19 protein-coding genes are annotated in these 19,510 nt (G+C 72.6%); 2 read left to right on the top strand and 17 right to left on the bottom strand.

Features of this window, described 5'->3' with window-relative positions; all coding sequences use genetic code 11:
- Positions 1–226: 226 nt before the first annotated feature.
- The 14 genes from nusB to ACZ4WZ_RS18665 all read right to left on the bottom strand — a co-directional run bounded on the left by nusB (position 227) and on the right by ACZ4WZ_RS18665 (position 13,353).
- Entirely contained in the window at positions 227–658 is a 432-nt protein-coding gene (gene nusB, locus ACZ4WZ_RS18600) for a transcription antitermination factor NusB (protein ID WP_388944520.1), read from the bottom strand.
- A gap of 2 nt (positions 659–660) precedes the next feature.
- Entirely contained in the window at positions 661–1,227 is a 567-nt protein-coding gene (efp, locus tag ACZ4WZ_RS18605; protein WP_266789713.1) for an elongation factor P, read from the bottom strand.
- A 59-nt stretch (positions 1,228–1,286) separates the two neighbouring features.
- On the bottom strand, positions 1,287–2,393 hold the full coding sequence (locus ACZ4WZ_RS18610; RefSeq protein ID WP_467891547.1) for a M24 family metallopeptidase: 1,107 nt from the start codon (positions 2,391–2,393) through the stop codon (positions 1,287–1,289).
- A gap of 91 nt (positions 2,394–2,484) precedes the next feature.
- Positions 2,485–3,219 (bottom strand): AAA family ATPase, encoded by a 735-nt coding sequence (locus ACZ4WZ_RS18615; RefSeq protein ID WP_467891549.1) that lies wholly within the window; start codon positions 3,217–3,219, stop codon positions 2,485–2,487.
- Positions 3,220–3,265: 46 nt separating this feature from the next.
- Complete coding sequence (gene aroQ / locus ACZ4WZ_RS18620; RefSeq protein ID WP_125594202.1) at positions 3,266–3,706, bottom strand: type II 3-dehydroquinate dehydratase; 441 nt, start codon at positions 3,704–3,706, stop codon at positions 3,266–3,268.
- Positions 3,703–4,794, bottom strand: coding sequence for a 3-dehydroquinate synthase (gene aroB / locus ACZ4WZ_RS18625; protein ID WP_467891553.1), 1,092 nt, complete (start codon positions 4,792–4,794; stop codon positions 3,703–3,705). Before aroB ends, aroQ begins: the two co-directional genes overlap by 4 nt.
- Positions 4,791–5,309: a shikimate kinase gene (locus tag ACZ4WZ_RS18630; RefSeq protein ID WP_467891555.1), complete on the bottom strand. Its 519-nt coding sequence runs from the start codon at positions 5,307–5,309 to the stop codon at positions 4,791–4,793. The genes aroB and ACZ4WZ_RS18630 overlap by 4 nt, the downstream gene beginning before the upstream one ends.
- Positions 5,306–6,490, bottom strand: a complete 1,185-nt coding sequence (aroC, locus tag ACZ4WZ_RS18635) for a chorismate synthase (protein WP_467891557.1) — start codon at positions 6,488–6,490, stop codon at positions 5,306–5,308. Before aroC ends, ACZ4WZ_RS18630 begins: the two co-directional genes overlap by 4 nt.
- 239 nt (positions 6,491–6,729) lie before the next feature.
- The gene (locus ACZ4WZ_RS18640) at positions 6,730–7,557 is read right to left on the bottom strand and encodes a shikimate dehydrogenase (RefSeq protein WP_467891559.1); all 828 of its coding nucleotides are present in this window, start codon (positions 7,555–7,557) and stop codon (positions 6,730–6,732) included.
- A 7-nt stretch (positions 7,558–7,564) separates the two neighbouring features.
- A complete protein-coding gene (mltG, locus tag ACZ4WZ_RS18645; protein WP_467891562.1) occupies positions 7,565–9,283 on the bottom strand; it encodes an endolytic transglycosylase MltG in 1,719 nt (572 codons plus the stop codon).
- A 128-nt stretch (positions 9,284–9,411) separates the two neighbouring features.
- The gene (ruvX, locus tag ACZ4WZ_RS18650; RefSeq protein ID WP_388944493.1) at positions 9,412–9,882 is read right to left on the bottom strand and encodes a Holliday junction resolvase RuvX; all 471 of its coding nucleotides are present in this window, start codon (positions 9,880–9,882) and stop codon (positions 9,412–9,414) included.
- Between the two features lie 2 nt (positions 9,883–9,884).
- On the bottom strand, positions 9,885–12,554 hold the full coding sequence (gene alaS / locus ACZ4WZ_RS18655; protein ID WP_467891565.1) for an alanine--tRNA ligase: 2,670 nt from the start codon (positions 12,552–12,554) through the stop codon (positions 9,885–9,887).
- On the bottom strand, positions 12,554–12,916 hold the full coding sequence (locus ACZ4WZ_RS18660) for a DUF6167 family protein (protein ID WP_467891568.1): 363 nt from the start codon (positions 12,914–12,916) through the stop codon (positions 12,554–12,556). The genes alaS and ACZ4WZ_RS18660 overlap by 1 nt, the downstream gene beginning before the upstream one ends.
- 8 nt (positions 12,917–12,924) lie before the next feature.
- Positions 12,925–13,353, bottom strand: coding sequence for a DUF948 domain-containing protein (locus ACZ4WZ_RS18665; protein WP_388944484.1), 429 nt, complete (start codon positions 13,351–13,353; stop codon positions 12,925–12,927).
- 169 nt (positions 13,354–13,522) lie between these two features.
- On the opposite strand from ACZ4WZ_RS18665, the gene ACZ4WZ_RS18670 reads away from it, so the two are divergent.
- On the top strand, positions 13,523–15,682 hold the full coding sequence (locus ACZ4WZ_RS18670; RefSeq protein ID WP_467891571.1) for an ATP-binding protein: 2,160 nt from the start codon (positions 13,523–13,525) through the stop codon (positions 15,680–15,682).
- A 17-nt stretch (positions 15,683–15,699) separates the two neighbouring features.
- Here the strand turns inward: ACZ4WZ_RS18670 and rpsD are convergent, their stop codons facing one another.
- Positions 15,700–16,311 (bottom strand): 30S ribosomal protein S4, encoded by a 612-nt coding sequence (gene rpsD, locus ACZ4WZ_RS18675; RefSeq protein WP_007263048.1) that lies wholly within the window; start codon positions 16,309–16,311, stop codon positions 15,700–15,702.
- Positions 16,312–16,366: 55 nt separating this feature from the next.
- Between rpsD and ACZ4WZ_RS18680 the strand changes: the two genes are divergently transcribed.
- Positions 16,367–17,269 (top strand): DUF2470 domain-containing protein, encoded by a 903-nt coding sequence (locus ACZ4WZ_RS18680; RefSeq protein ID WP_467891574.1) that lies wholly within the window; start codon positions 16,367–16,369, stop codon positions 17,267–17,269.
- A 2-nt stretch (positions 17,270–17,271) separates the two neighbouring features.
- Here the strand turns inward: ACZ4WZ_RS18680 and ACZ4WZ_RS18685 are convergent, their stop codons facing one another.
- On the bottom strand, positions 17,272–18,636 hold the full coding sequence (locus tag ACZ4WZ_RS18685; protein WP_467891576.1) for a replication-associated recombination protein A: 1,365 nt from the start codon (positions 18,634–18,636) through the stop codon (positions 17,272–17,274).
- Positions 18,637–18,676: 40 nt separating this feature from the next.
- Positions 18,677–19,291, bottom strand: a complete 615-nt coding sequence (locus ACZ4WZ_RS18690) for a vitamin K epoxide reductase family protein (protein WP_467891579.1) — start codon at positions 19,289–19,291, stop codon at positions 18,677–18,679.
- Between the last annotated feature and the right edge of the window lie 219 nt (positions 19,292–19,510).

Here is a 19,510-nt window from a genome sequence, read left to right on the forward strand (position 1 = left end):
CCCCCCCCCCCCCCCCCCCCCCCCCCCCCCCCCCCCCCCCCCCCCACCCCCCCCCGCCCCCCCCCCCCCCCCCCCCCCCCCCCCCCCCCCCCTTTTTTTTCGTCGGCCGGCCGGCGGAAGGCACGGCGGCCGGCCCGGTGCCGCACGCGGCCGGCCGGAAGAACGGCGGAGGGCCCGGGGCGCTCATCGCGCCGCGGGCCCTCCGCTCAGCCGTCCGCCCCGGGGGTCATTCGCCCCGGCGCAGGCTCGGCTTCAGGTCCTTGAAGCGGGCCAGCAGGCCGTTCACGAACGCGGGCGAGTCGTCCGTGGAGAACTCCTTGGCCAGCTGCACGGCCTCGTCGATCGCCACGGCGTCCGGGGTCTCGTCGACCCAGATCAGCTCGAAGGCGCCCAGCCGCAGGATGTTCCGGTCGACGACCGGCATGCGGTCGAGCTCCCAGTCCACGGCGTAGGTGACGATCAGGTCGTCGATGCGGTTCACCTTGTCGGCGTAGCCCTCGACGAGGTCCATCGTGAAGGCGTTGACCGGCGGCTGCCGGTCGTCGGACCGCGCGTGGCGGATCCAGTCCGCGAGGACCTCGCGCACGGACACGCCGCGCTGGTCGGCCTCGAAGAGGATCTGGAAGGCGCGCTTGCGCGCGTTGCTCCGGGCAGCCACGGTTAGCTGTTCACCCGGCCGAGGTAGTCGGAGGTGCGGGTGTCGACCTTGACCTTCTCGCCGGTGTTGACGAAGAGCGGTACCTGGATCTCGTGGCCGGTCTCCAGCTTCGCCGGCTTGGTGCCGCCGGTGGAGCGGTCGCCCTGGACGCCCGGGTCGGTGTGCTCGATGACCAGCTCGACGGCGGCCGGGAGCTCGACGTAGAGGACCGAGCCCTCGTGCTGCGCGACGGAGGCGGTGAAGCCCTCGATCAGGAAGTTGGCGGCGTCGCCGACGGCCTTCTTGTCGACCATCAGCTGGTCGTAGGTCTGCATGTCCATGAAGACGAAGTACTCGCCGTCCATGTACGAGAACTGCATGTCACGCCGGTCGATCGTGGCGGTCTCGACCTTCGTGCCGGCGTTGAAGGTCTTGTCGACGACCTTGCCGGAGAGCACGTGCTTGAGCTTGGTGCGCACGAAGGCCGGGCCCTTGCCGGGCTTGACGTGCTGGAACTCGACGACGGACCAGAGCTGGTCACCGTCGAGCTTGAGCACCATGCCGTTCTTGAGGTCGTTCGTGGAAGCCACGGTTGCGGAATCTCCTGCACTGGAAGACCACGGATGCGCGCACGGTCCGGCGTCGCGGACTAGAGCGCGAGCAGCTCCTTGGTCGTAATGGTGAGTAGCTCGGGACCGCCGTCCGCCTCGGGGCGTACGACGAGCGTGTCATCGATCCGGACACCTCCCCGGCCGGGGAGGTGAACCCCCGGTTCGACGGTGACCGGCACGCAAGCGTCCAGTTTACCCATTGCCGTAGGTGCAAGCTGCGGGTCCTCGTCGATTTCGAGACCGACCCCGTGCCCCATCCACCCCGCGAGGGCCTCACCGTGCCCCGCCGAGTCCAGTACGGACCGTGCCGCGTGGTCCACGTCGCGGTACGCGGCCCCCGGCACCAGGGCCTGCCGGCCCGCCCGCTGGGCGGCGAAGACCAGGTCGTACAGCTCGATCTGCCAGTCGGCGGGAGTGGTGCCGATCACGAAGGTGCGGCCGATCTCGCAGCGGTAGCCGCGGTAGCCGGCGCCGAGGCAGACGGAGAGGAAGTCGCCCTCCTCCACCCGCCGGTCCGAGGGACGGTGTCCGGAGCGGCCCGAGTGCGGGCCGGTGCCGACGGACGTCGGGAACGCCGGGCCGTCCGCGCCGTGGTCCACGAGGCGGCGCTCCAGCTCCAGGGCCAGGTGGCGTTCGGTCCGGCCGACGAGGATCGACTCCAGCAGCTCGCCGAGGGCCTGGTCGGCGATCTCGGCGGCGATCCGCAGGCAGGCGATCTCCTCCTCGTCCTTCACCAGCCGCTGCTGCTCCACCGCCGTGCCGAGGTCGGCCAGCCGCAGCCGGGGCGCGACCGAGTGCAGGGCCCGGTGCCGGGCGACGGTGATGTGGTGCTCCTCGACGGCGAGGGAGTCGGCCCGGACGGAGGCGGCCAGATCGGCGGCGGCCACGGCCGGATCGGCTCCGGGCGCGGGCAGTACGGACACCCGCAGGCCCTCGTCGAGCCGTCCCTCGTCCACCTCCCCGGTGGGCGCCCCCGGGCAGAACAGCACGTCCTCCGCGGGCCCGACCAGCATGACGGCGCCCAGCGGGGACGCCCCGGCGAGGTAGCGGACGTTCGCTGGACGCGTGACCAGTGCGGCGGCATTGCCCGCGGCGGCGCAGCGCTCGCGGAGCAGGCCCCTGCGGGCCGCGTACACGTCTGACATGTCTTCGAGCCTACGAGCGCCGCGCGCATCCGGCCCGGCGAGCGCGGCCGGACGGGGCCGGGCCCGCGCCCGCGCCACCGCCGCGGCGGCCCTACCAGCGGGGCGGGCTCGTCAGTGCTCGGGCGAGGGCCTCGTCCAGGGCCCGCGCGGTGCCCTCGACGTCGAGGTGGGAGTTGTCGATGATCGGCAGCCCGGAGCCGTACCAGCCCGCCATCCGGCCGTGGATGCGGGCGACCTCCTCGTCGGAGAGCCGGCGGTTGCCGGAGCGGGCCGCGTTGCGGTCGAGGACGACGTCCAGCCCGGGCAGCAGTACGACCGGCAGCAGCGCCGGCCCGACGTGCCGCTTCCAGCCGCCCAGGCCGACCACCGGCCGGTCCGGGAAGACCGCGTCGTCGAGGATGCAGGAGATGCCGTTGGCCAGGAAATTGCGGGCGGCGAAGCCGCAGGTGCGGCGGGCGAGGCGGTACTGGGCCTCGGAGTGCTCGTTCCAGCCGGCCTGCGGGTCGGCGAAGCCCGAGCAGACCCATTCGCGGACGTCGTCCAGGCTGATGTGCGCGGTCGGCACCGGGCGGGTGCCCGCCCAGTGCCGGGCCACGGTCGTCTTGCCGGCCCCGGCCGGTCCTATGAGCAGTACGGCGAGCACGGCCCCGCCGGTACCGGGCACGGGCGCGCCCGGCCCGGGGGCCGCGGCGGGAGGCAGCGGGATGTGCCCCGTCGCTTCGGGGACCGGCGTCACCGGCCAGCCCTGGGCAGGGGGTATCGGCGGCTGCGGGGGAACCGCCGGGTGCTGTCCCGTCGGACCCCAGCCCCCCACTCCGTGCTGCATCCGCGCCACTCCGTCTCGTTCAGGCGACTGATGCGAGAACGTTATCTCAGGCCGTGACTTCCTCCGCCAGCGCACGCAGCGCCAGCCGGTAGGAGCCCAGCCCGAAGCCCGCGACGGTGCCGGTCGCCACGGCCGCGATGACCGAGGTGTGCCGGAACTCCTCCCGGGCGTACGGGTTGGAGATGTGCACCTCGATCAGCGGTGCGGTCCGCTGGGCGGCCGCGTCCCGCATGGCGTACGAGTAGTGCGTGAAGGCGCCCGGGTTGATGACGACCGGGATCCTGCCGTCGGCCGCCTCGTGCAGCCAGCGCACCAGCTCGCCCTCGTCGTTGGTCTCGCGGACCTCCACGTCGAAGCCGAGCTCCGCGCCCAGGGTGCGGCAGCTCTCCACGAGACCGGCGTACGAGGTGGCCCCGTACACATCGGGCTCGCGGGACCCGAGCCGGCCCAGGTTCGGGCCGTTCAGGACCAGCACCCGGCGGCTCACGCGGAGACCTCGCCGTAGGCGGCGACGAGGTGGGCCGGGTCGGGGCCCTCCAGCACGGTGGGCTTGGCCAGGCCGTCCAGGACGATGAAGCGCAGCAGGTTGCCGCGGGACTTCTTGTCGACCTGCATGGTCTGGAGCAGCTTGGTCCACTGGTCGCCGCGGTAGGTCAGCGGCAGGCCCACGGAGGCGAGCACCGCCTTGTGGCGGTCGGCCGTGGCGTCGTCCAGCCGCCCGGCCAGCCGGCCGAGCTCGGCGGCGAAGACCATGCCGACGGAGACCGCCGCACCGTGCCGCCACTTGTAGCGCTCGTTCTTCTCGATGGCGTGCGCGAGGGTGTGGCCGTAGTTGAGGATCTCCCGCAGCCCCGACTCCTTGAGGTCGCTGGAGACCACGTCGGCCTTGACCTGGATGGAGCGGCAGATCAGCTCGGCCGTGTGCGGGCCGGCGGGCGTCCGTGCCGCCGCCGGGTCCTCCTCGATCAGATCGAGGATCACCGGGTCGGAGATGAATCCGGCCTTGATGATCTCGGCCAGGCCGCTGACGTAGTCGTTGACGGGCAGCGACTCCAGCGCGGCGAGGTCGCAGAGCACCCCGGCCGGCGGGTGGAAGGCCCCGACGAGGTTCTTGCCCTCGGCGGTGTTGATGCCGGTCTTGCCGCCGACGGCCGCGTCCACCATCGCGAGGACGGTGGTCGGCACGGCGATCCAGCGCACCCCGCGCAGCCAGCTGGCCGCGACGAAGCCCGCCAGGTCGGTGGTGGCGCCGCCGCCGACGCCGACGATGACGTCGGTGCGGGTGAAGTTGGACTGGCCGAGCGCCTTCCAGCAGTACGCGGCCACCTCGACGGTCTTGGCCTCCTCGGCGTTCGGCACCTGGATGGCGACCGCCTCGTAGCCCTGGTCCGCCAGGTCCGCGCGCAGCGCCTCGCCGGTCTCGGCCAGCGCCTCGGGGTGGATCACGGCGACCCGCTGGGCCTTGGGGCCGATCAGGCCGCCCAGCTCGCCGAGCAGCTGCCGGCCGACCAGCACGTCGTACGCGTCGTGTCCGGCACTGGCGCCGACGTGGATCCGCGTCACCTGGTCTGTCATACGTCCTTCAACTCCAGAGCGTCGAGGACCGCCTGGGCGACCTCTTCGGGGGTGCGGTCGTCGGTGGCCACCACGACGCGCGCGACTTCGGTGTACAGGTGGCGCCTTGCCTCCATCAGCTCGCGCCACTGGCGGCGCGGGTTGACGGCGAGCAGCGGGCGGGCGGCGCCGAGCCCGACGCGGCGCACGGCCTCCTCGACGTCCATCGACAGGTAGGCGACGGGCAGCCCGGTCAGCAGGGCGCGGGTGCCCTCGTCGAGGACGGCGCCGCCGCCGAGGGCGAGGACTCCGGTGTGCTCGGCGACGGCGGCGGCCACGGCCTCGCGTTCCAGCTCACGGAAGTACGGCTCGCCCTCGTCGACGAAGATGTCGGAGATCTCCCGGCCCTGGGCCGCGACGATGTCCGCGTCGGTGTCCCGGTAGGGGACGCCGAGCCGGCGGGCGAGCAGGCCGCCCACCGTGGACTTGCCGGAGCCCATGGGGCCGACGAGTACGACCAGGGGGCCGCCGGTCACCGGATCTGCAGGTTGTCGAGGTACGACCGGACGTTGCGGCGGGTCTCGGGGACCGAGTCGCCGCCGAACTTCTCGACCACGGCGTCGGCCAGCACCAGTGCCACCATGGCCTCGGCGACGATGCCCGCGGCGGGCACGGCACAGACGTCGGAACGCTGGTGGTGGGCCACGGTGGCCTCGCCGGTGGCGACGTCGACGGTGGCCAGGGCGCGCGGCACGGTCGCGATGGGCTTCATCGCGGCGCGTACGCGCAGCAGCTCGCCGGTGGTCAGGCCGCCCTCGGTGCCGCCGGAGCGGCCGGAGGTGCGCTTGAGGCCCTCGGGGGTGGAGACGATCTCGTCGTGCGCCTTCGAGCCGGGCACGCGGGCCAGCTCGAAGCCGTCGCCGACCTCGACGCCCTTGATGGCCTGGATGCCCATGAGCGCGGCGGCGAGACGGGCGTCGAGGCGGCGGTCCCAGTGGACGTGGGAGCCGAGGCCGACGGGGACGCCGTACGCGAGCACCTCGACGACGCCGCCGAGGGTGTCGCCGTCCTTGTGGGCCTGGTCGATCTCGGCGACCATCGCCTTCGACGCGTCGGCGTCGAGGCAGCGCACCGGGTCGGCGTCGAGCTTCTCGACGTCGGCGGGGGTCGGGTAGACGCCGTAGGGGGCCTTGGCCGAGGCCAGCTCCACCACGTGCGAGACGATCTCGATGCCGGCGGCCTCCTTGATGAAGGACCGGGCGATGGCGCCGAGTGCGACGCGGGCGGCCGTCTCGCGGGCGCTGGCGCGCTCCAGGATCGGGCGGGCCTCGTCGAAGCCGTACTTCTGCATGCCCGCGAGGTCGGCGTGGCCGGGGCGGGGGCGGGTCAGCGGCGCGTTGCGGCCGGTGTCCTTGAGCAGCGAGGGGTCGACCGGGTCGGCCGACATCACCGTCTCCCACTTGGGCCACTCGGTGTTCCCGACCATGACCGCGACCGGGGAGCCCAGGGACAGCCCGTGGCGGACGCCGCCGAGGAAGGTGATCTCGTCCTGCTCGAACTTCATGCGGGCACCGCGGCCATAGCCGAGCCGGCGCCTCGCCAGGTGGTCGGCCACCAGCTCGGTGGTGACCGGGACGCCGGCGGGAAGGCCCTCCAGCGTCGCGACCAGGGCCGGTCCGTGCGACTCTCCCGCGGTCAGCCAACGCAACCTGCTCAACGATGCTCCTCATGCTCGCGCCTGGTACAGCGGCGGCGCGTCCCCGGGGCCCTCCCAGCGGTGGCTGGGGGGAGCGCGGACCGGACCGCCATACCCGAATCCTCCCACGTCCGGGCCGTCGGGCCGATCTCGGTCCAGCTGACGGACGGGGGGTCCCCAAGCGGCAGCCGGGGGAGGGTACGCGGCGATGGTGGCGGGTACGGCTATCCGCTTCCTACGCGCGCGGGGCGCGCGGGGCGTCAGTGGCGGGCGCGCAGGGCCGCTTCCCCGGCGGTCCGCATGGCCGCCAGGGGGCCGGGGGTGCGGCCGGTCATCCGCTCGACCTGGAGCACGGCCTGGTGGACGAGCAGGTCGAGGCCGCCGAGGAGGGTGCCGCCGCGTCCGGACCACGAGGCGGCCAGGGCGGTGGGCCAGGGGTCGTAGAGGACGTCGAAGAGGGTGCCGGGCGCCGCGGGGACGGCCGGGGCCAGCTCGTCCGTGGCACCGGCCGGGGTGGTGGCGATGACCAGCGGGGCTCCGAGCGCCTCCGCCGCGTCCGACCAGTCGGCGGTGCGCACGTCGACGCCGAGCCGCTCGCCCCACCGGAGCATCTCGTCGGCGCGGGCGCGCGAGCGGACGTACGCGGTGACCTCGCCGGTGCAGATCCGGGCGAGGGCGGCGAGCGCCGAGGAGGCGGTGGCGCCAGCCCCCAGGACGGCGGCGGCGGGCACCTTGTCGACGCCGCGCTCGTGCAGCGCGGCGACGATCCCGGGGATGTCGGTGTTGTCGCCGAGGCGGCGGCCGTCCTCGGCGAGGACGACCGTGTTGACGGCTTCCACCGAGGCGGCGGTGTCACTGATCCCGTCGAGCAGCGGGATGACCGCCCGCTTGAGCGGCATGGTCAGCGACAGCCCGGCCCACTCCGGACCGAGGCCGGCCACGAAGGCGGGCAGCGCGGCCTCGTCGATCTCGAACCGGTCGTAGGTCCAGTCGTCGAGGCCGAGCTCCCGGTACGCGGCGCGGTGCAGCACCGGTGAGAGGGAGTGCTCGATGGGCGATCCCAGCACCGCGGCCCGTATCCGTGACATGTCCTGCCTACCCGCCGTTCTTCTTCTGCGCCTGGCGCTCCTGGAACTCCGCGACGAGCTTCAGGTGCTCGTCGTAGGTCTTGGTGAAGGTCGTCTTGTCGCCGTCGACCGACACGAAGAACATCCATCCGCCGTGGTCGGGGTCGAGCGTAGCGCTCACCGCCTCCGCGCCGGGGTTCCCGATCGGGCCGGGCGGCAGTCCCTTGACGAAGTGGGTGTTGTACGGGTGGTCGAAGGCCTGGGCTTCCTTCAGGTTGAAGTTGATCTCGCTCTGGTTCTTGACGTAGTTGTACGTCGAGTCGAACTGGAGCTTCTGGTTCGTGACGTCGTTGGTCTTCTTGAGGCGGTTGTAGACCACCTCGGCCATCTTGCGGAAGTCGTCGTGGTTCTTGCCCTCGGCGTTGACGAGGCTGGCGACGGTGACCACCTGGAGCGGGCTGTCCAGGCCCAGTTCCTTGGCCTTGCCCTCGATCCCCATCTCCAGGTACTTGTCGGCGGAGTGCTTGACCATCTGCCGGAGCAGCGACTCGGGGGTGCTGTCCTTGCTGAGGTCGTAGCGCATGGGGAACAGGAAGCCCTCGAGCGGGTCGATGGCCTTCGGGTTGTTGGCCGCCCAGGCCGGCAGGCCGAGGTTCTTGGCCTCCCGCAGGGCGATGTCCTTCGTGGTGCCGTCCGGCTTGCCGAGCTTCTTGTCGATCGCCTCGTACACCTTGGAGTTGCGCATGCCCTCGGTGACGGTGAGGACGCTCAGCTTGCTGGGGTCGATCATCACGCGGACGGCGGCCGCCGCCGACATGCGCTTCTTCAGCGGGTAGACGCCGGGCTGGATGGATTTGCCCCTGGGGTTGGCGGTGGCGGCGTCGACGAAGGCCTGGGCGCTGGCGACCACGCCGGCCTGCTTGAGGATCCGGCCCATCTGGCCCAGGCCCGCGCTCTTGGGGATCTCGACGTCGACCGTCTCGCCGCTGCCCTCGCCCGCGAAGTCCTCGGCCGCGCCGAAGCGGTCCTTCAGGTACGTGTAGCCGTAGTAGCCGCCGCCGCCGACGACGCCGATGATCACCACGGCGGCGAGCAGGCAGGCGGTGCCGCTGCGCTTCTTCTGTTTGCCGCCCTTGCCGCCCTTGGCCCGGCCGCCGGCGCGGCGCCCGCGCGAGGGCGGCCCGTCGCCGTCGGGCGCGGGGAGGAGCTCCTCCTCGGGCTCCTCGGCGAGCGGCTCCTCGACCGGATCCGGTTCCAGGTGGCGCAGGCCGGGCGGCTGCGGAGGCGGGTAGGCCTCGGGGGTGGTGTACAGGTCGGGGGCCTCACCGGGGTAGGTCCCGACGGCCTGCTGGGCGTACGGGTCCGCGCCCGCGTACGGGTCGACCTGGACGGCGGCGGCCGCGTACTGGCCCTGGCCGGTGTCCCAGCCCTGGCCGCCGCCCCCGCCGTCGTAGGCGGGCTGAGGGGCCATCGGCTGGGGCGCCATGGGCTGGGCCATCTGTTGAGGGGCCATCTGCTGGTACTGGACCTGCTGGGCGTAGCCCTGTTCGTCGTACTGCTGCGGGTACTGCCCCGTGTGCTGCTGCTGGTAGTGCGGCTCCTGCGGCTGCGCGTACTGCTGCTGCGGGTCGCCGGCGTAGGGCACCTGCGCCTGCTGCGTCTGGTGCGCGGTCCACCCCTGGTCCCCGTACAACGGGTCCCCGGGGTGCCACGGTTCGGAGCCACCGCCCCGGCCATACTCAGTCATCGGTCCCCTAGAGCCGCGAGACGAAGGCCACGGCTTACGTCGGCCGCGACACCCGGTTCCGCCTCTTTGGTGGTGAGCGACGGCTGTTCGAATGCCGTCTCATCGCGCGGAACGTTACCGTATCGCGATCAGACAACCACTTCGACGCACTCACCGGGCGGATTACCTGATACCCGTTCGGTCTCAAGAGCGTTCTGGAGGATGACCACAGCGGCCGCCTGGTCGATGACCGACCGGCCCTTCTTCGCGTTGCGCCCGGAGGCCCGCAGGCCCTGGGCGGCCGTGACCGTCGTCATCCGCTCGTCCACCAGACGCACGGTCACCGGCTTGATGCCCTTGGCCAGTTCGTTCGCGAATGCGCGCACCTTGGCCGCGGCCGGCCCCTCCCGCCCGCTGAGCGAGCGGGGGAGGCCGACCACGACTTCGAGGGGCTCGTACTCCTCGACGAGCTGCCGCAGCCGCCGGTGGGCGAAGGGGACGTCCCGGCCCGGGACGGTCTCCACCGGCGTGGCGAGCACCCCGTCGGGGTCGCAGGAGGCGACCCCGATCCGGGCGTCTCCGACATCGATGGCCAGTCGGCGGCCGCGGCGCAGGCTCATCGTCAGGCCGTCTCTGCCACGAGGCGCTCGACGGCGGCGATGGCCTCGGGCACGGCGCCCGGGTTCTGGCCGCCGCCCTGGGCCACGTCGGGCTTGCCGCCACCGCCGCCGCCGAGGGTCTTGGCGGCGGCGCGGACCAGGTCACCGGCCTTGAGGCCGCGCTCGCGGGCCGCCTCGTTGGTGGCGATGACGGTCAGCGGGCGGTCGTTCGCCACGGTGAACAGTGCGACGACGGCCGGGCGGTCGCCCTGGATGCGGCCGCGGACGTCGAGGACCAGCTTGCGCAGGTCGTCGGCGCCCGTGCCGTCCGGCACCTGGCCGACGACGAGGGCGACACCGCGGATGTCCTGGGCGTTGGAGGCGAGTCCGGCGGCGGCCTGGAGGACCTTCTCCGCGCGGAACTTCTCGATCTCCTTCTCGGCGTCCTTCAGCTTGCCGAGCATGGAGGCGATCTTCTCCGGCAGCTCCTCCGGACGGCCCTTGACCAGCTCCTGGAGCTGGGCGACGACCGTGTGCTCCTTGGCGAGGAAGTTGTACGCGTCGACGCCGACCAGGGCCTCGACACGGCGCACGCCGGAGCCGATGGAGGACTCGCCGAGCAGCTTCACCAGACCCAGCTGGGAGGTGTTGCCGACGTGCGTGCCGCCGCACAGCTCCTTGGAGAAGTCGCCGATGGTGACGACGCGGACCCGCTCGCCGTACTTCTCGCCGAACTCGGCGATGGCGCCCTGCTTCTTGGCCTCGTCGATGCTCATGATCTCGGCGGTGACGTCGAGCTCGCGGGAGAGCACGTCGTTGATCTTCTGCTCGACGTCGGTGAGGACCGTGCCGGGGACGGCGTTCGGGGAGCCGAAGTCGAAGCGGAAGCGGCCGGGGCTGTTCTCGGAGCCGGCCTGGGCGGCCGTCGGGCCGAGGGCGTCGCGCAGCGCCTGGTGGGTCAGGTGGGTGGCCGAGTGGGCGCGGGCGATGGCCCGGCGGCGCCTGACGTCGATGGCGGCGTACGCGGAGGCGCCCACCGTCACCTCGCCGACCTGGACGGAGCCCTTGTGCACGGAGACGCCGGGGACCGGCTGCTGGACGTCGCGGACCTGGATGACGGCGCCGGTGTCGAGCTTGATGCGGCCCTGGTCGGCGAGCTGGCCGCCGCCCTCGGCGTAGAAGGGGGTGCGGTCGAGGACGACCTCGACCTCGTCGCCCTCGGAGGCGGCGGGCGCGGAGACGCCGTTGACCAGGAGGCCGACGATGGTGGCCTCGCCCTGGTTGGTGGCGTAGCCGGTGAACTCGGTGGCGCCGGAGCCGTCGGCGATCTCCCGGTAGGCCGACATGTCGGCGTGGCCGGTCTTCTTGGCCTTGGCGTCGGCCTTGGCGCGGTCGCGCTGCTCCTGCATCAGGCGGCGGAAGCCCGGCTCGTCCACGGAGAGGCCCTGCTCGGCGGCCATCTCCAGGGTGAGGTCGATCGGGAAGCCCCAGGTGTCGTGGAGCAGGAACGCCTTGTCGCCGGAGAGGACCGTGCCGCCGGCGGCCTTGGTCTCGGTCACGGCGGTGTCGAGGATGTTGGTACCGCCCTTGAGGGCCTTCAGGAAGGCGGCCTCTTCGGCGAGGGCGACGGTCTCGATGCGCTTGCGGTCGGTGACGAGCTCGGGGTACTGCTGCCCCATCGTGTCGATCACGACGTCGATCAGGTCCTGGACGACCGGGCCCGTGGCGCCCATGAGGCGCATGTTGCGGATGGCGCGGCGCATGATGCGGCGCAGCACGTAGCCGCGGCCCTCGTTGCCCGGGGTGACGCCGTCACCGATGAGCATGACGGAGGTGCGCATGTGGTCGGCGACCACGCGCATCGAGACGTCGGTGTGCTGCGCGGCGCCGTACTGCACGCCGGTGAGCTCGGTGGCCTTGTCCATGACCACGCGCAGGGTGTCGGTCTCGTACATGTTCTGCACGCCTTGCAGGATCATCGCGAGGCGTTCGAGGCCGAGGCCGGTGTCGATGTTCTTCGACGGGAGGTCGCCGAGGATCGGGAAGTCCTCCTTCCCGTCGCCGGCGCCGCGCTCGTACTGCATGAAGACCAGGTTCCAGATCTCCACGTAGCGCTCGTCGTTGACGGCCGGGCCGCCCTCGACGCCGAATTCGGGGCCGCGGTCGTAGTTGATCTCGGAGCAGGGGCCGCAGGGACCGGGGACGCCCATGGACCAGAAGTTGTCCTTCTTGCCCAGGCGCTGGATGCGCTCGGCGGGAACGCCGATCACGTCGCGCCAGATCGTCTCGGCCTCGTCGTCGTCGAGGTAGACCGTGATCCAGAGCTTCTCGGGCTCCAGGCCGTAGCCGCCGTCCGCCACGGAGCTGGTCAGCAGCTCCCAGGCGTACGTGATGGCGCCTTCCTTGAAGTAGTCCCCGAAGGAGAAGTTGCCGCACATCTGGAAGAACGTGCCGTGGCGGGTGGTCTTGCCGACCTCTTCGATGTCCGGCGTACGGACGCACTTCTGCACGCTGGTGGCCCGGGGGGCGGGGGGCTTGGTCTCGCCGAGGAAGTACGGCTTGAAGGGGACCATGCCCGCGTTGACCAGCAGCAGAGTCGGGTCGTCCGCGATGAGCGACGCCGAAGGGACAACGGTGTGACCGCGCTCCTCGAAGAAGCTCAGCCAGCGGCGGCGGATTTCAGCCGACTCCATCAGTGGTCCTCATTCCGGTTGGGCGTGACCGTCGATTTGCTCGAACGGTGGGTGTTCTGGTCGTTCTGGTGGTGCTCGATGGCCCGCAGCCGCCGCGGCCCGGGGAGGGCGGTGACGTTGTCGGGCATCCCGGGGTCCTGGTGCAGCCCCAGTGCGTCGTTCAGCTCGTCCTCGCGCTGGGTCATTCCCGCCCGGACGTCGAGGGCGAATTCCTTCAGGCGGTGCCCGGCCTCCACGGCCTTGTCCGCGGCCTGGGCGGCGAGGCTCTCCGGGGTCAGCTTCTTCAGCTGCCGGTTGACCTTGGTGGTGGCCCACACGCCGGCGGCGGCGCCTGCGGTGAACCAGAAGGCTCGGCGGAACATCGGCGGTCTCAGCCCTTCTGCTTCCGGCGCCGGGCCGACGGCACGGTACGGCCGACGATCACGGTTCGCCGGGTGGTCTTCTGCGGTGCGTCCTCCGTGCGGCCCAGCGCCTTGCGCACGCCGTAGCCGAAGGCCGCGACCTTGACCAGGGGGCCGCCGAAGGTGGTGGCGACGGTGGAGGACAGCGCGGAGGCGTTGGAGGTGACCTCCTGGACGTCGCTCGCGATGGCGTCGACCCGGTCGAGCTGGGTGCGCGCGGAGCGGACGGTGGTCGAAGCGTCGGCCAGCAGCGGGACGGCCTGCTCGGTCACGTCGGCCACGAGCTTGGTGGCCGCGCGGAGGACCTGCGCGAGCCGCACCAGGACCACGGCGAGGAAGGACACCAGAATGGCCCAGAAGACGGCCACGAGGATGCCGGCCACCTCTCCACCGGACACGTTGCACCGCTCCCTGATCTGCTTGCCTACGGATTGACTACGGAGAAAAGTCTTCCTCCGACCCTATCGCGCCGGAGATCCGCCGCAGTACCGGAATTCCGGGTCCGGCGCACGCCCGCGCGGACCCGCCTTGTACGCGGCGCGTCCGGAACAGTACTCTCCGTGTCCCATGCGACAGCGACCCACCCCACGAGTGACGCCGGGCAATCTTCCCTCGGAGCTGAGTTCCTTCGTCGGGCGGGGTGCCGAACTGGCCGCGGTCGCACGGCTCCTGGAATCGTCCCGGCTGGTCACGGTGACGGGGGTGGGCGGCGTGGGGAAGTCCCGGCTGGCGCTGGCCGCGGCCCGGGCGGCCGCCGGGGAGCAGCAGGAACGCTACTGCGACGGCGTCTGGCTGGCCGAGCTGTCCTCCCTGCACGATCCGGCGCTGCTGGAGTTCACGCTGGCCGAGGCCCTCGACCTCACCGACCACACCGTCCGCCCGCCCCGCACGGTACTGGCCGAGCACCTGGCCGGCCGACGTCTCCTGCTGGTCCTCGACGGGTACGAGCAGCTGGTCGACGAGGCCGCCGCCCTGCTGGGCGAGCTGCTGCGCCGCTCCCCCGGCCTGCGGGTGCTGGCGGCCGGCCGGCGCCCGCTCGGCCTGGACGGGGAGGCCCTCTTCCCACTGGCCCCGCCCGCCCCCGCGGAGGCCCTGGCCCTGCTGGCCGAACGGGCCGCGGCCGCCGACCCCGGCTTCGTGGCGACGGCGTCCGTCCGGCCGGCCCTGACCGAGCTGTGCGCCCGGCTCGACGGGATCCCGCTGGCCCTGGAGCTGGCGGCGGCCCGGCTGCGGGTGCTCTCCCCGGAGCAGGTGCTGGCCCGGCTGGAGGACCGGTTCGCGCTGCTGACCGGCGGGGCGCGCGGGGCGCTGCCGCGGCACCGGGCGCTGCGGACGGCGATCGGGTGGAGCCACGAGCTGTGCACCCCGGCGGAGCGGCTGCTGTGGGCCCGGCTGTCGGTGTTCGCCGGGCGGTTCGACCTGGACGCCGCGGAGTACGTGTGCGCGGGTCCGGACCTGCCGGCGGACAGCGTGCTCGACCTGGTCGGGGAGCTGCTCGCGCAGTCGGTGCTGGCGCGGGAGGAGACGCCGGCGGGGGTGCGCTACCGGATGCTGGAGACCGTACGGCTGTACGGGGCGGGGTGGCTGGAGTCGCTCGGTGACGCCGGGCGGCTGCGGCGGCGCCACCGGGACTGGTACGTGGGGCTGGCCACGTGGTGCGAGCTGGACTGGTTCGGCCCTCGCCAGCAGGAGGTGGCCGCTCTGGTGGAGGCGGAGCTGCCGAATCTGCGCCTGGCCCTGGAGTGCTGCCTGGAGGAGCCCGGGGAGCAGCACCTGGGGCAGTACCTGGCGGGGACCCTGTGGTTCTACTGGGCGGGCTGCGGCCGGCTCACCGAGGGCCGGCACTGGCTGGCGCGCAGCCTGGAGTCCGGGCCGGGGCAGGCCGGTGAGGACGAGGAGTACGGGGGCTCGCGGCTGAAGGCCCTGTGGGTGCTGGGGTACGTGGCGGCGCTCCAGGGTGACGCGGTGGCCTCGATGGGCGCGCTGCACGAGTGCCGGGACCGCGCGGAGCTCACGGGGAACCGGGTGGCGGCCGCGTACGCGGTGCACCGGCTGGGCTGCCTGGCGCTGGTCTCGGACGAGATGGAGCGGGCCGGGGAGCTGCTGGGCGAGGCGCTGGAGCGCTACCGGGAGGCCGGGGAGCTGAACAGCAACGTGCTGATGTGCCAGGTGGAGCTGGCGATGGCGCGGGCCTTCCAGGGCGATCTGGCGGGCGCGGTCGCGCTGTGCGAGGAGGTCCGGGACATCTGCCTGGAGCGCGGGGAGCGCTGGACGAAGGCGTACGCCCTGTACGTGCTGGCCTACGCGGCCCTGGACGAGGGGGACCCGGCGCGGGCCCGGCGGCTGCTGATCGAGTGCGTGACGGTGAACCACACGTTCCGCGACCTGGTCGGGCTGGTGCTGGCGGTGGAGCTGCTGGCGCTGGTCACGGTGACCGAGGGGGCGGCCGCCGAGGCGGCGGTGCTCCAGGGGGCGGCGGAGCCGATGTGGGACGGGGTCGGCCTGCGGCTGTTCGGGTCCGGGTACTTCAACGCGCCCCGGCTGCTGTGCCAGGAGCGGGCCGGGGAGGTGCTGGGCCCGGAGCGGTACGCGGCGTACGCGGACGAGGGACGGCAGCTGACGCTGGAGGCGCTGGTGCTGCGGGCGCAGTGGGTTCCCGGGCCGCGCCCGGGAACGGAAAGGCCCGCCGCCCCCCGGAGGGGACGGCGGGCCGATACCAGCCTGTGAGGGCTACGGCCGCCGGATCAGCGGGCGTAGTACTCGACGACGAGCTGCTCGTCGCAGATGACCGGGATTTCCTTGCGGTTCGGGTCGCGGTCGAGGCGGAAGGCCAGGGCCTTCAGGTTGACCTGCAGGTAGCGCGGGGTCTCGCCCTCACCGGCGTAGCCACCCTCGCGGGCAACCTGGAAGGGGTGCTTCTCGCGGCTGCGCTCGCGCACGGTGATGACGTCGTCCGGACGGACACGGAACGACGGCTTGTCGACCTTGCCACCGTTGACCTCGATGTGGCCGTGGACGACCATCTGGCGGGCCTGGTAGATGGTGCGGGCGATGCCGGCACGCAGGACCAGGGCGTCCAGACGACGCTCGAGCTCGACGACCAGCGCCTCGCCCGTCTTGCCCTCGGCCTTCTTCGCGCGGTCGTACGCGCGGGCCATCTGGCGCTCGGAGATGTCGTACTGGGCGCGCAGACGCTGCTTCTCGAGCAGACGGACCTTGTAGTCCGAGTTCTGCTTGCGGCCACGGCCGTGCTCGCCCGGCGGGTAGGGGCGGGCCTCGAAGTACTTGACGGCCTTCGGCGTCAGGGCGATGCCGAGGGCACGGGACTTCTTGACCTTGGGTCGCTTCTGGTTCACGTGGAACCTACCTCCATGTAAGTTAGGTGAGGCTTACCTTAGCGAGGAGGACGTAATGTCTCGACCACATGGGATCCCCCTGCCCAGTGCGCGCCGCAGTTCGGGTTCCAACGAAACGGAATCCGCTTTCGACGACGATAGGCAAGGTCAGCCGCGTCCCAGGGAAGGCGTTCGGCAGCTCACCGGAGCCGAACGCGTACGAACCCTCGTAGAGTCCAACGCCTCAGTATCCCTCACGCTGCCGGGTGCTCCTGACCAGGCCGAGTGGTGGACAGGGGTGCCGGCCGCGCGGACCGTCACCCCGGACGGGGACGTGATCCTCCTGGTATCAGGGGAATCCGCGGCTGCCAGGGCCGCCGCTCACGCCCAGGACGACGACCTCACCGCCGTGATCGAGATCACGGATGTGGCGCCGGTGTCCGTGCCCCATCGTATCCGAGGTCGCGCCCGGCTCTCCGGGTGGCTGACCCCGGTGCGCGGGGAGGCCCGCGCGGCCTGCGCGGCGCTGCTCGCGGAGCGGCAGCCGGTGGGCGAGCTGCTGGGCCTGAGCGAGTCGCAGGACCCGCCGTACGCCGGCCGTCCCGCCTGGACGATGCTGCGCCTGGAGGTCGGCGAGATCTCGCTGGACGACCTGTGGGGCGCCGGCCCGGTGGACCCGGACGAGCTCGCGGCGGCCGAGCCCGACCCGCTGGCCGCCCACGAGACCGAGCTCCTCCAGCACCTCGCCTCCGCCCACGCCGACCGCGTCGCCAACCTGTGCGCGCTGCTGGGCCCGCGCGCGGCGGCCGGGACGACCGCCGTCCCGCTGGCCCTGGACCGGCTCGGGCTGCGCGTGCGCTTCACCCGGGGCGCCGGCCGGACCTCCTTCGACGCCCGGTTCGACTTCCCCGAGCCGGTGGCGGACGTCTGCGGACTGCGCCGGGCGATGCGCGCCCTGTTCGCCGCCGCCGCGCACTGAGGTCACGCGGAGGAGGAGCCGCCGCCCCGCAGCCGTTCGCGGACCTTGTCCACCACGTCCGCGTAGCGCGCCTCGGCGCCGTACCGCGTCGGCTCGTAGTACCGCTTGCCGTGGATCTCGTCCGGGGCGTACTGCTGCGCGGCGATGGCGCCCGGCACGTCGTGCGGGTAGACGTAGCCGACCGCGTGCCCCAGTTTCGCCGCGCCCTTGTAGTGCCCGTCCCGCAGGTGCGCCGGAACGGCCCCGGCCAGCCCGGCCCGTACGTCGGCCAGCGCGGCGCCGATCGCGGTCGTGGCGGTGTTCGACTTCGGGGCCAGGGCCAGCGCGATGGTGGCGTGCGACAGGGTCAGCGCGGCCTCCGGGAAGCCGATCATCGCCACCGCCTGGGCCGCCGCCACCGCCAGCGGCAGGGCCGTCGGGTCCGCGAGGCCGATGTCCTCGCTCGCGGAGATCATCAGGCGCCGGGCGATGAACCGGGGGTCCTCCCCCGCCTCGATCATCCGGGCCAGGTAGTGCAGCGCCGCGTCCACGTCCGAGCCGCGGATCGACTTGATGAGGGCGCTCGCCACGTCGTAGTGCTGGTCGCCGTCCCGGTCGTAGCGGACGGCCGCCCGGTCGACGGCCTCCTCCAGGGTCTGGAGGGTGATCTCCTCCTCGCCCTTGGCGATGGCCGAGCCGGCCCCGGCCTCCAGCGCGGTCAGCGCCCGGCGGGCATCGCCGCCGGCGATGCGCAGCAGGTGCGCCTCCGCTTCGGCCGGCAGGGACACCGCCCCGCCCAGCCCCCGCTCCTCCGTCAGCGCGCGCCGCAGCAGCGCGCTCAGGTCCTCGTCGGTCAGTGGTTCCAGCGTGAGGAGCAGCGAGCGCGACAGCAGCGGGGAGATGATCGAGAAGTACGGGTTCTCCGTGGTCGCCGCGATCAGGGTGACCCAGCGGTTCTCCACGGCGGGCAGCAGCGAGTCCTGCTGCGCCTTGCTGAACCGGTGGATCTCGTCGAGGAAGAGGACGGTCTCCTTGCCGTAGCCGCCGGCGGCGCGCTTGGCGCCCTCGATGACGGCCCGGACCTCCTTGACCCCCGCCGTGATCGCCGACAGCTCGACGAACCGCTTCTTCGTGGCCTGGCTGACCACGTAGGCGAGGGTGGTCTTGCCGATGCCGGGCGGTCCCCAGAGGATCACCGACGAGGCTCCCGCCGGTCCCCCGGCGCCCTCCCCCACGAGGCGGCGCAACGGCGAGCCCGGCTTCAGCAGGTGCTGCTGGCCGACGACCTCGTCCAGGTTGCGCGGGCGCATCCGGACGGCGAGCGGGGAGCTCGCGGGGTCCTTCTCCTGGCGGTCCTCGGCGGCGGCGGTGAAGAGATCTGGTTCCACACCGGAAGCCTAAGCGAGCCCACCGACAGGGCGGCCGCGCTCAGGAGGTCCAGAAGTCCCACCAGCGGGTCAGGATCAGCATGCCGATGATCCCGATGTGCAGCACGGGCAGCACCCAGGTGAACTCGTCGAGGAAGCCGCGCAGCCAGCCGGGGGCGGGCAGCAGGCCCTGGCGCACGGTGTGGGAGGTGACGTACCAGAACATCAGGATGGTGGCGACCCAGGCCAGGCAGCACCACAGGCAGAGCGAGTTGATGTTGTACAGCGACTGGTACATCAGCCAGGTGCAGAATCCGACGCCGAAGAGCGTGCCGGCGTTCAGGGTCAGCCAGTACCAGCGGCCGAACCGGGCCCCGGCCAGCAGGCTCATGCCGACGCAGATCACGATCCCGTAGGCGACCAGGCCCAGCATCGGGTTGGGGAAGCCGAAGACGGCCGCCTGCTCGCTCTTCATGATGTTGCCGCAGGAGACGATCGGGTTCAGGGAGCAGCCCGGGGTGAAGTTCGGGTCCTCGAGCAGCTTGAACTTGTCGATGGTGATCACCCAGGCGGCCAGCAGGCCCGCGGCTCCGGTGATGACCAGCAGCAGGGCCAGCGCCCGGCTCCCGCCGAAGGTCCGCGGAGCGGTGTCCGCGCCTGCGCCTGTTGTCGTCATCCCGATCCCGCCCGCTCCGCATCCGCAAGGTCATCAAGCAGGGGCCATTGTGCCGTACGGGGGCGTCCGCCATCCGTTCGGCGGAGATAAGGACGGCCCGGAAACGCCGGTGGGGGGGGGGGGGGGGGGGTCGCGGCCCCCCCCCCCCCCCCCCCCCCCCCTCCCCCCTCCCCCCCCCCCCCCCCCCCCCCCCCCCCCCCCCCCCCCCCCCCCCCCCCG

The sequence above is a fragment of the Streptomyces sp. NPDC029122 genome (genome assembly GCF_055569445.1).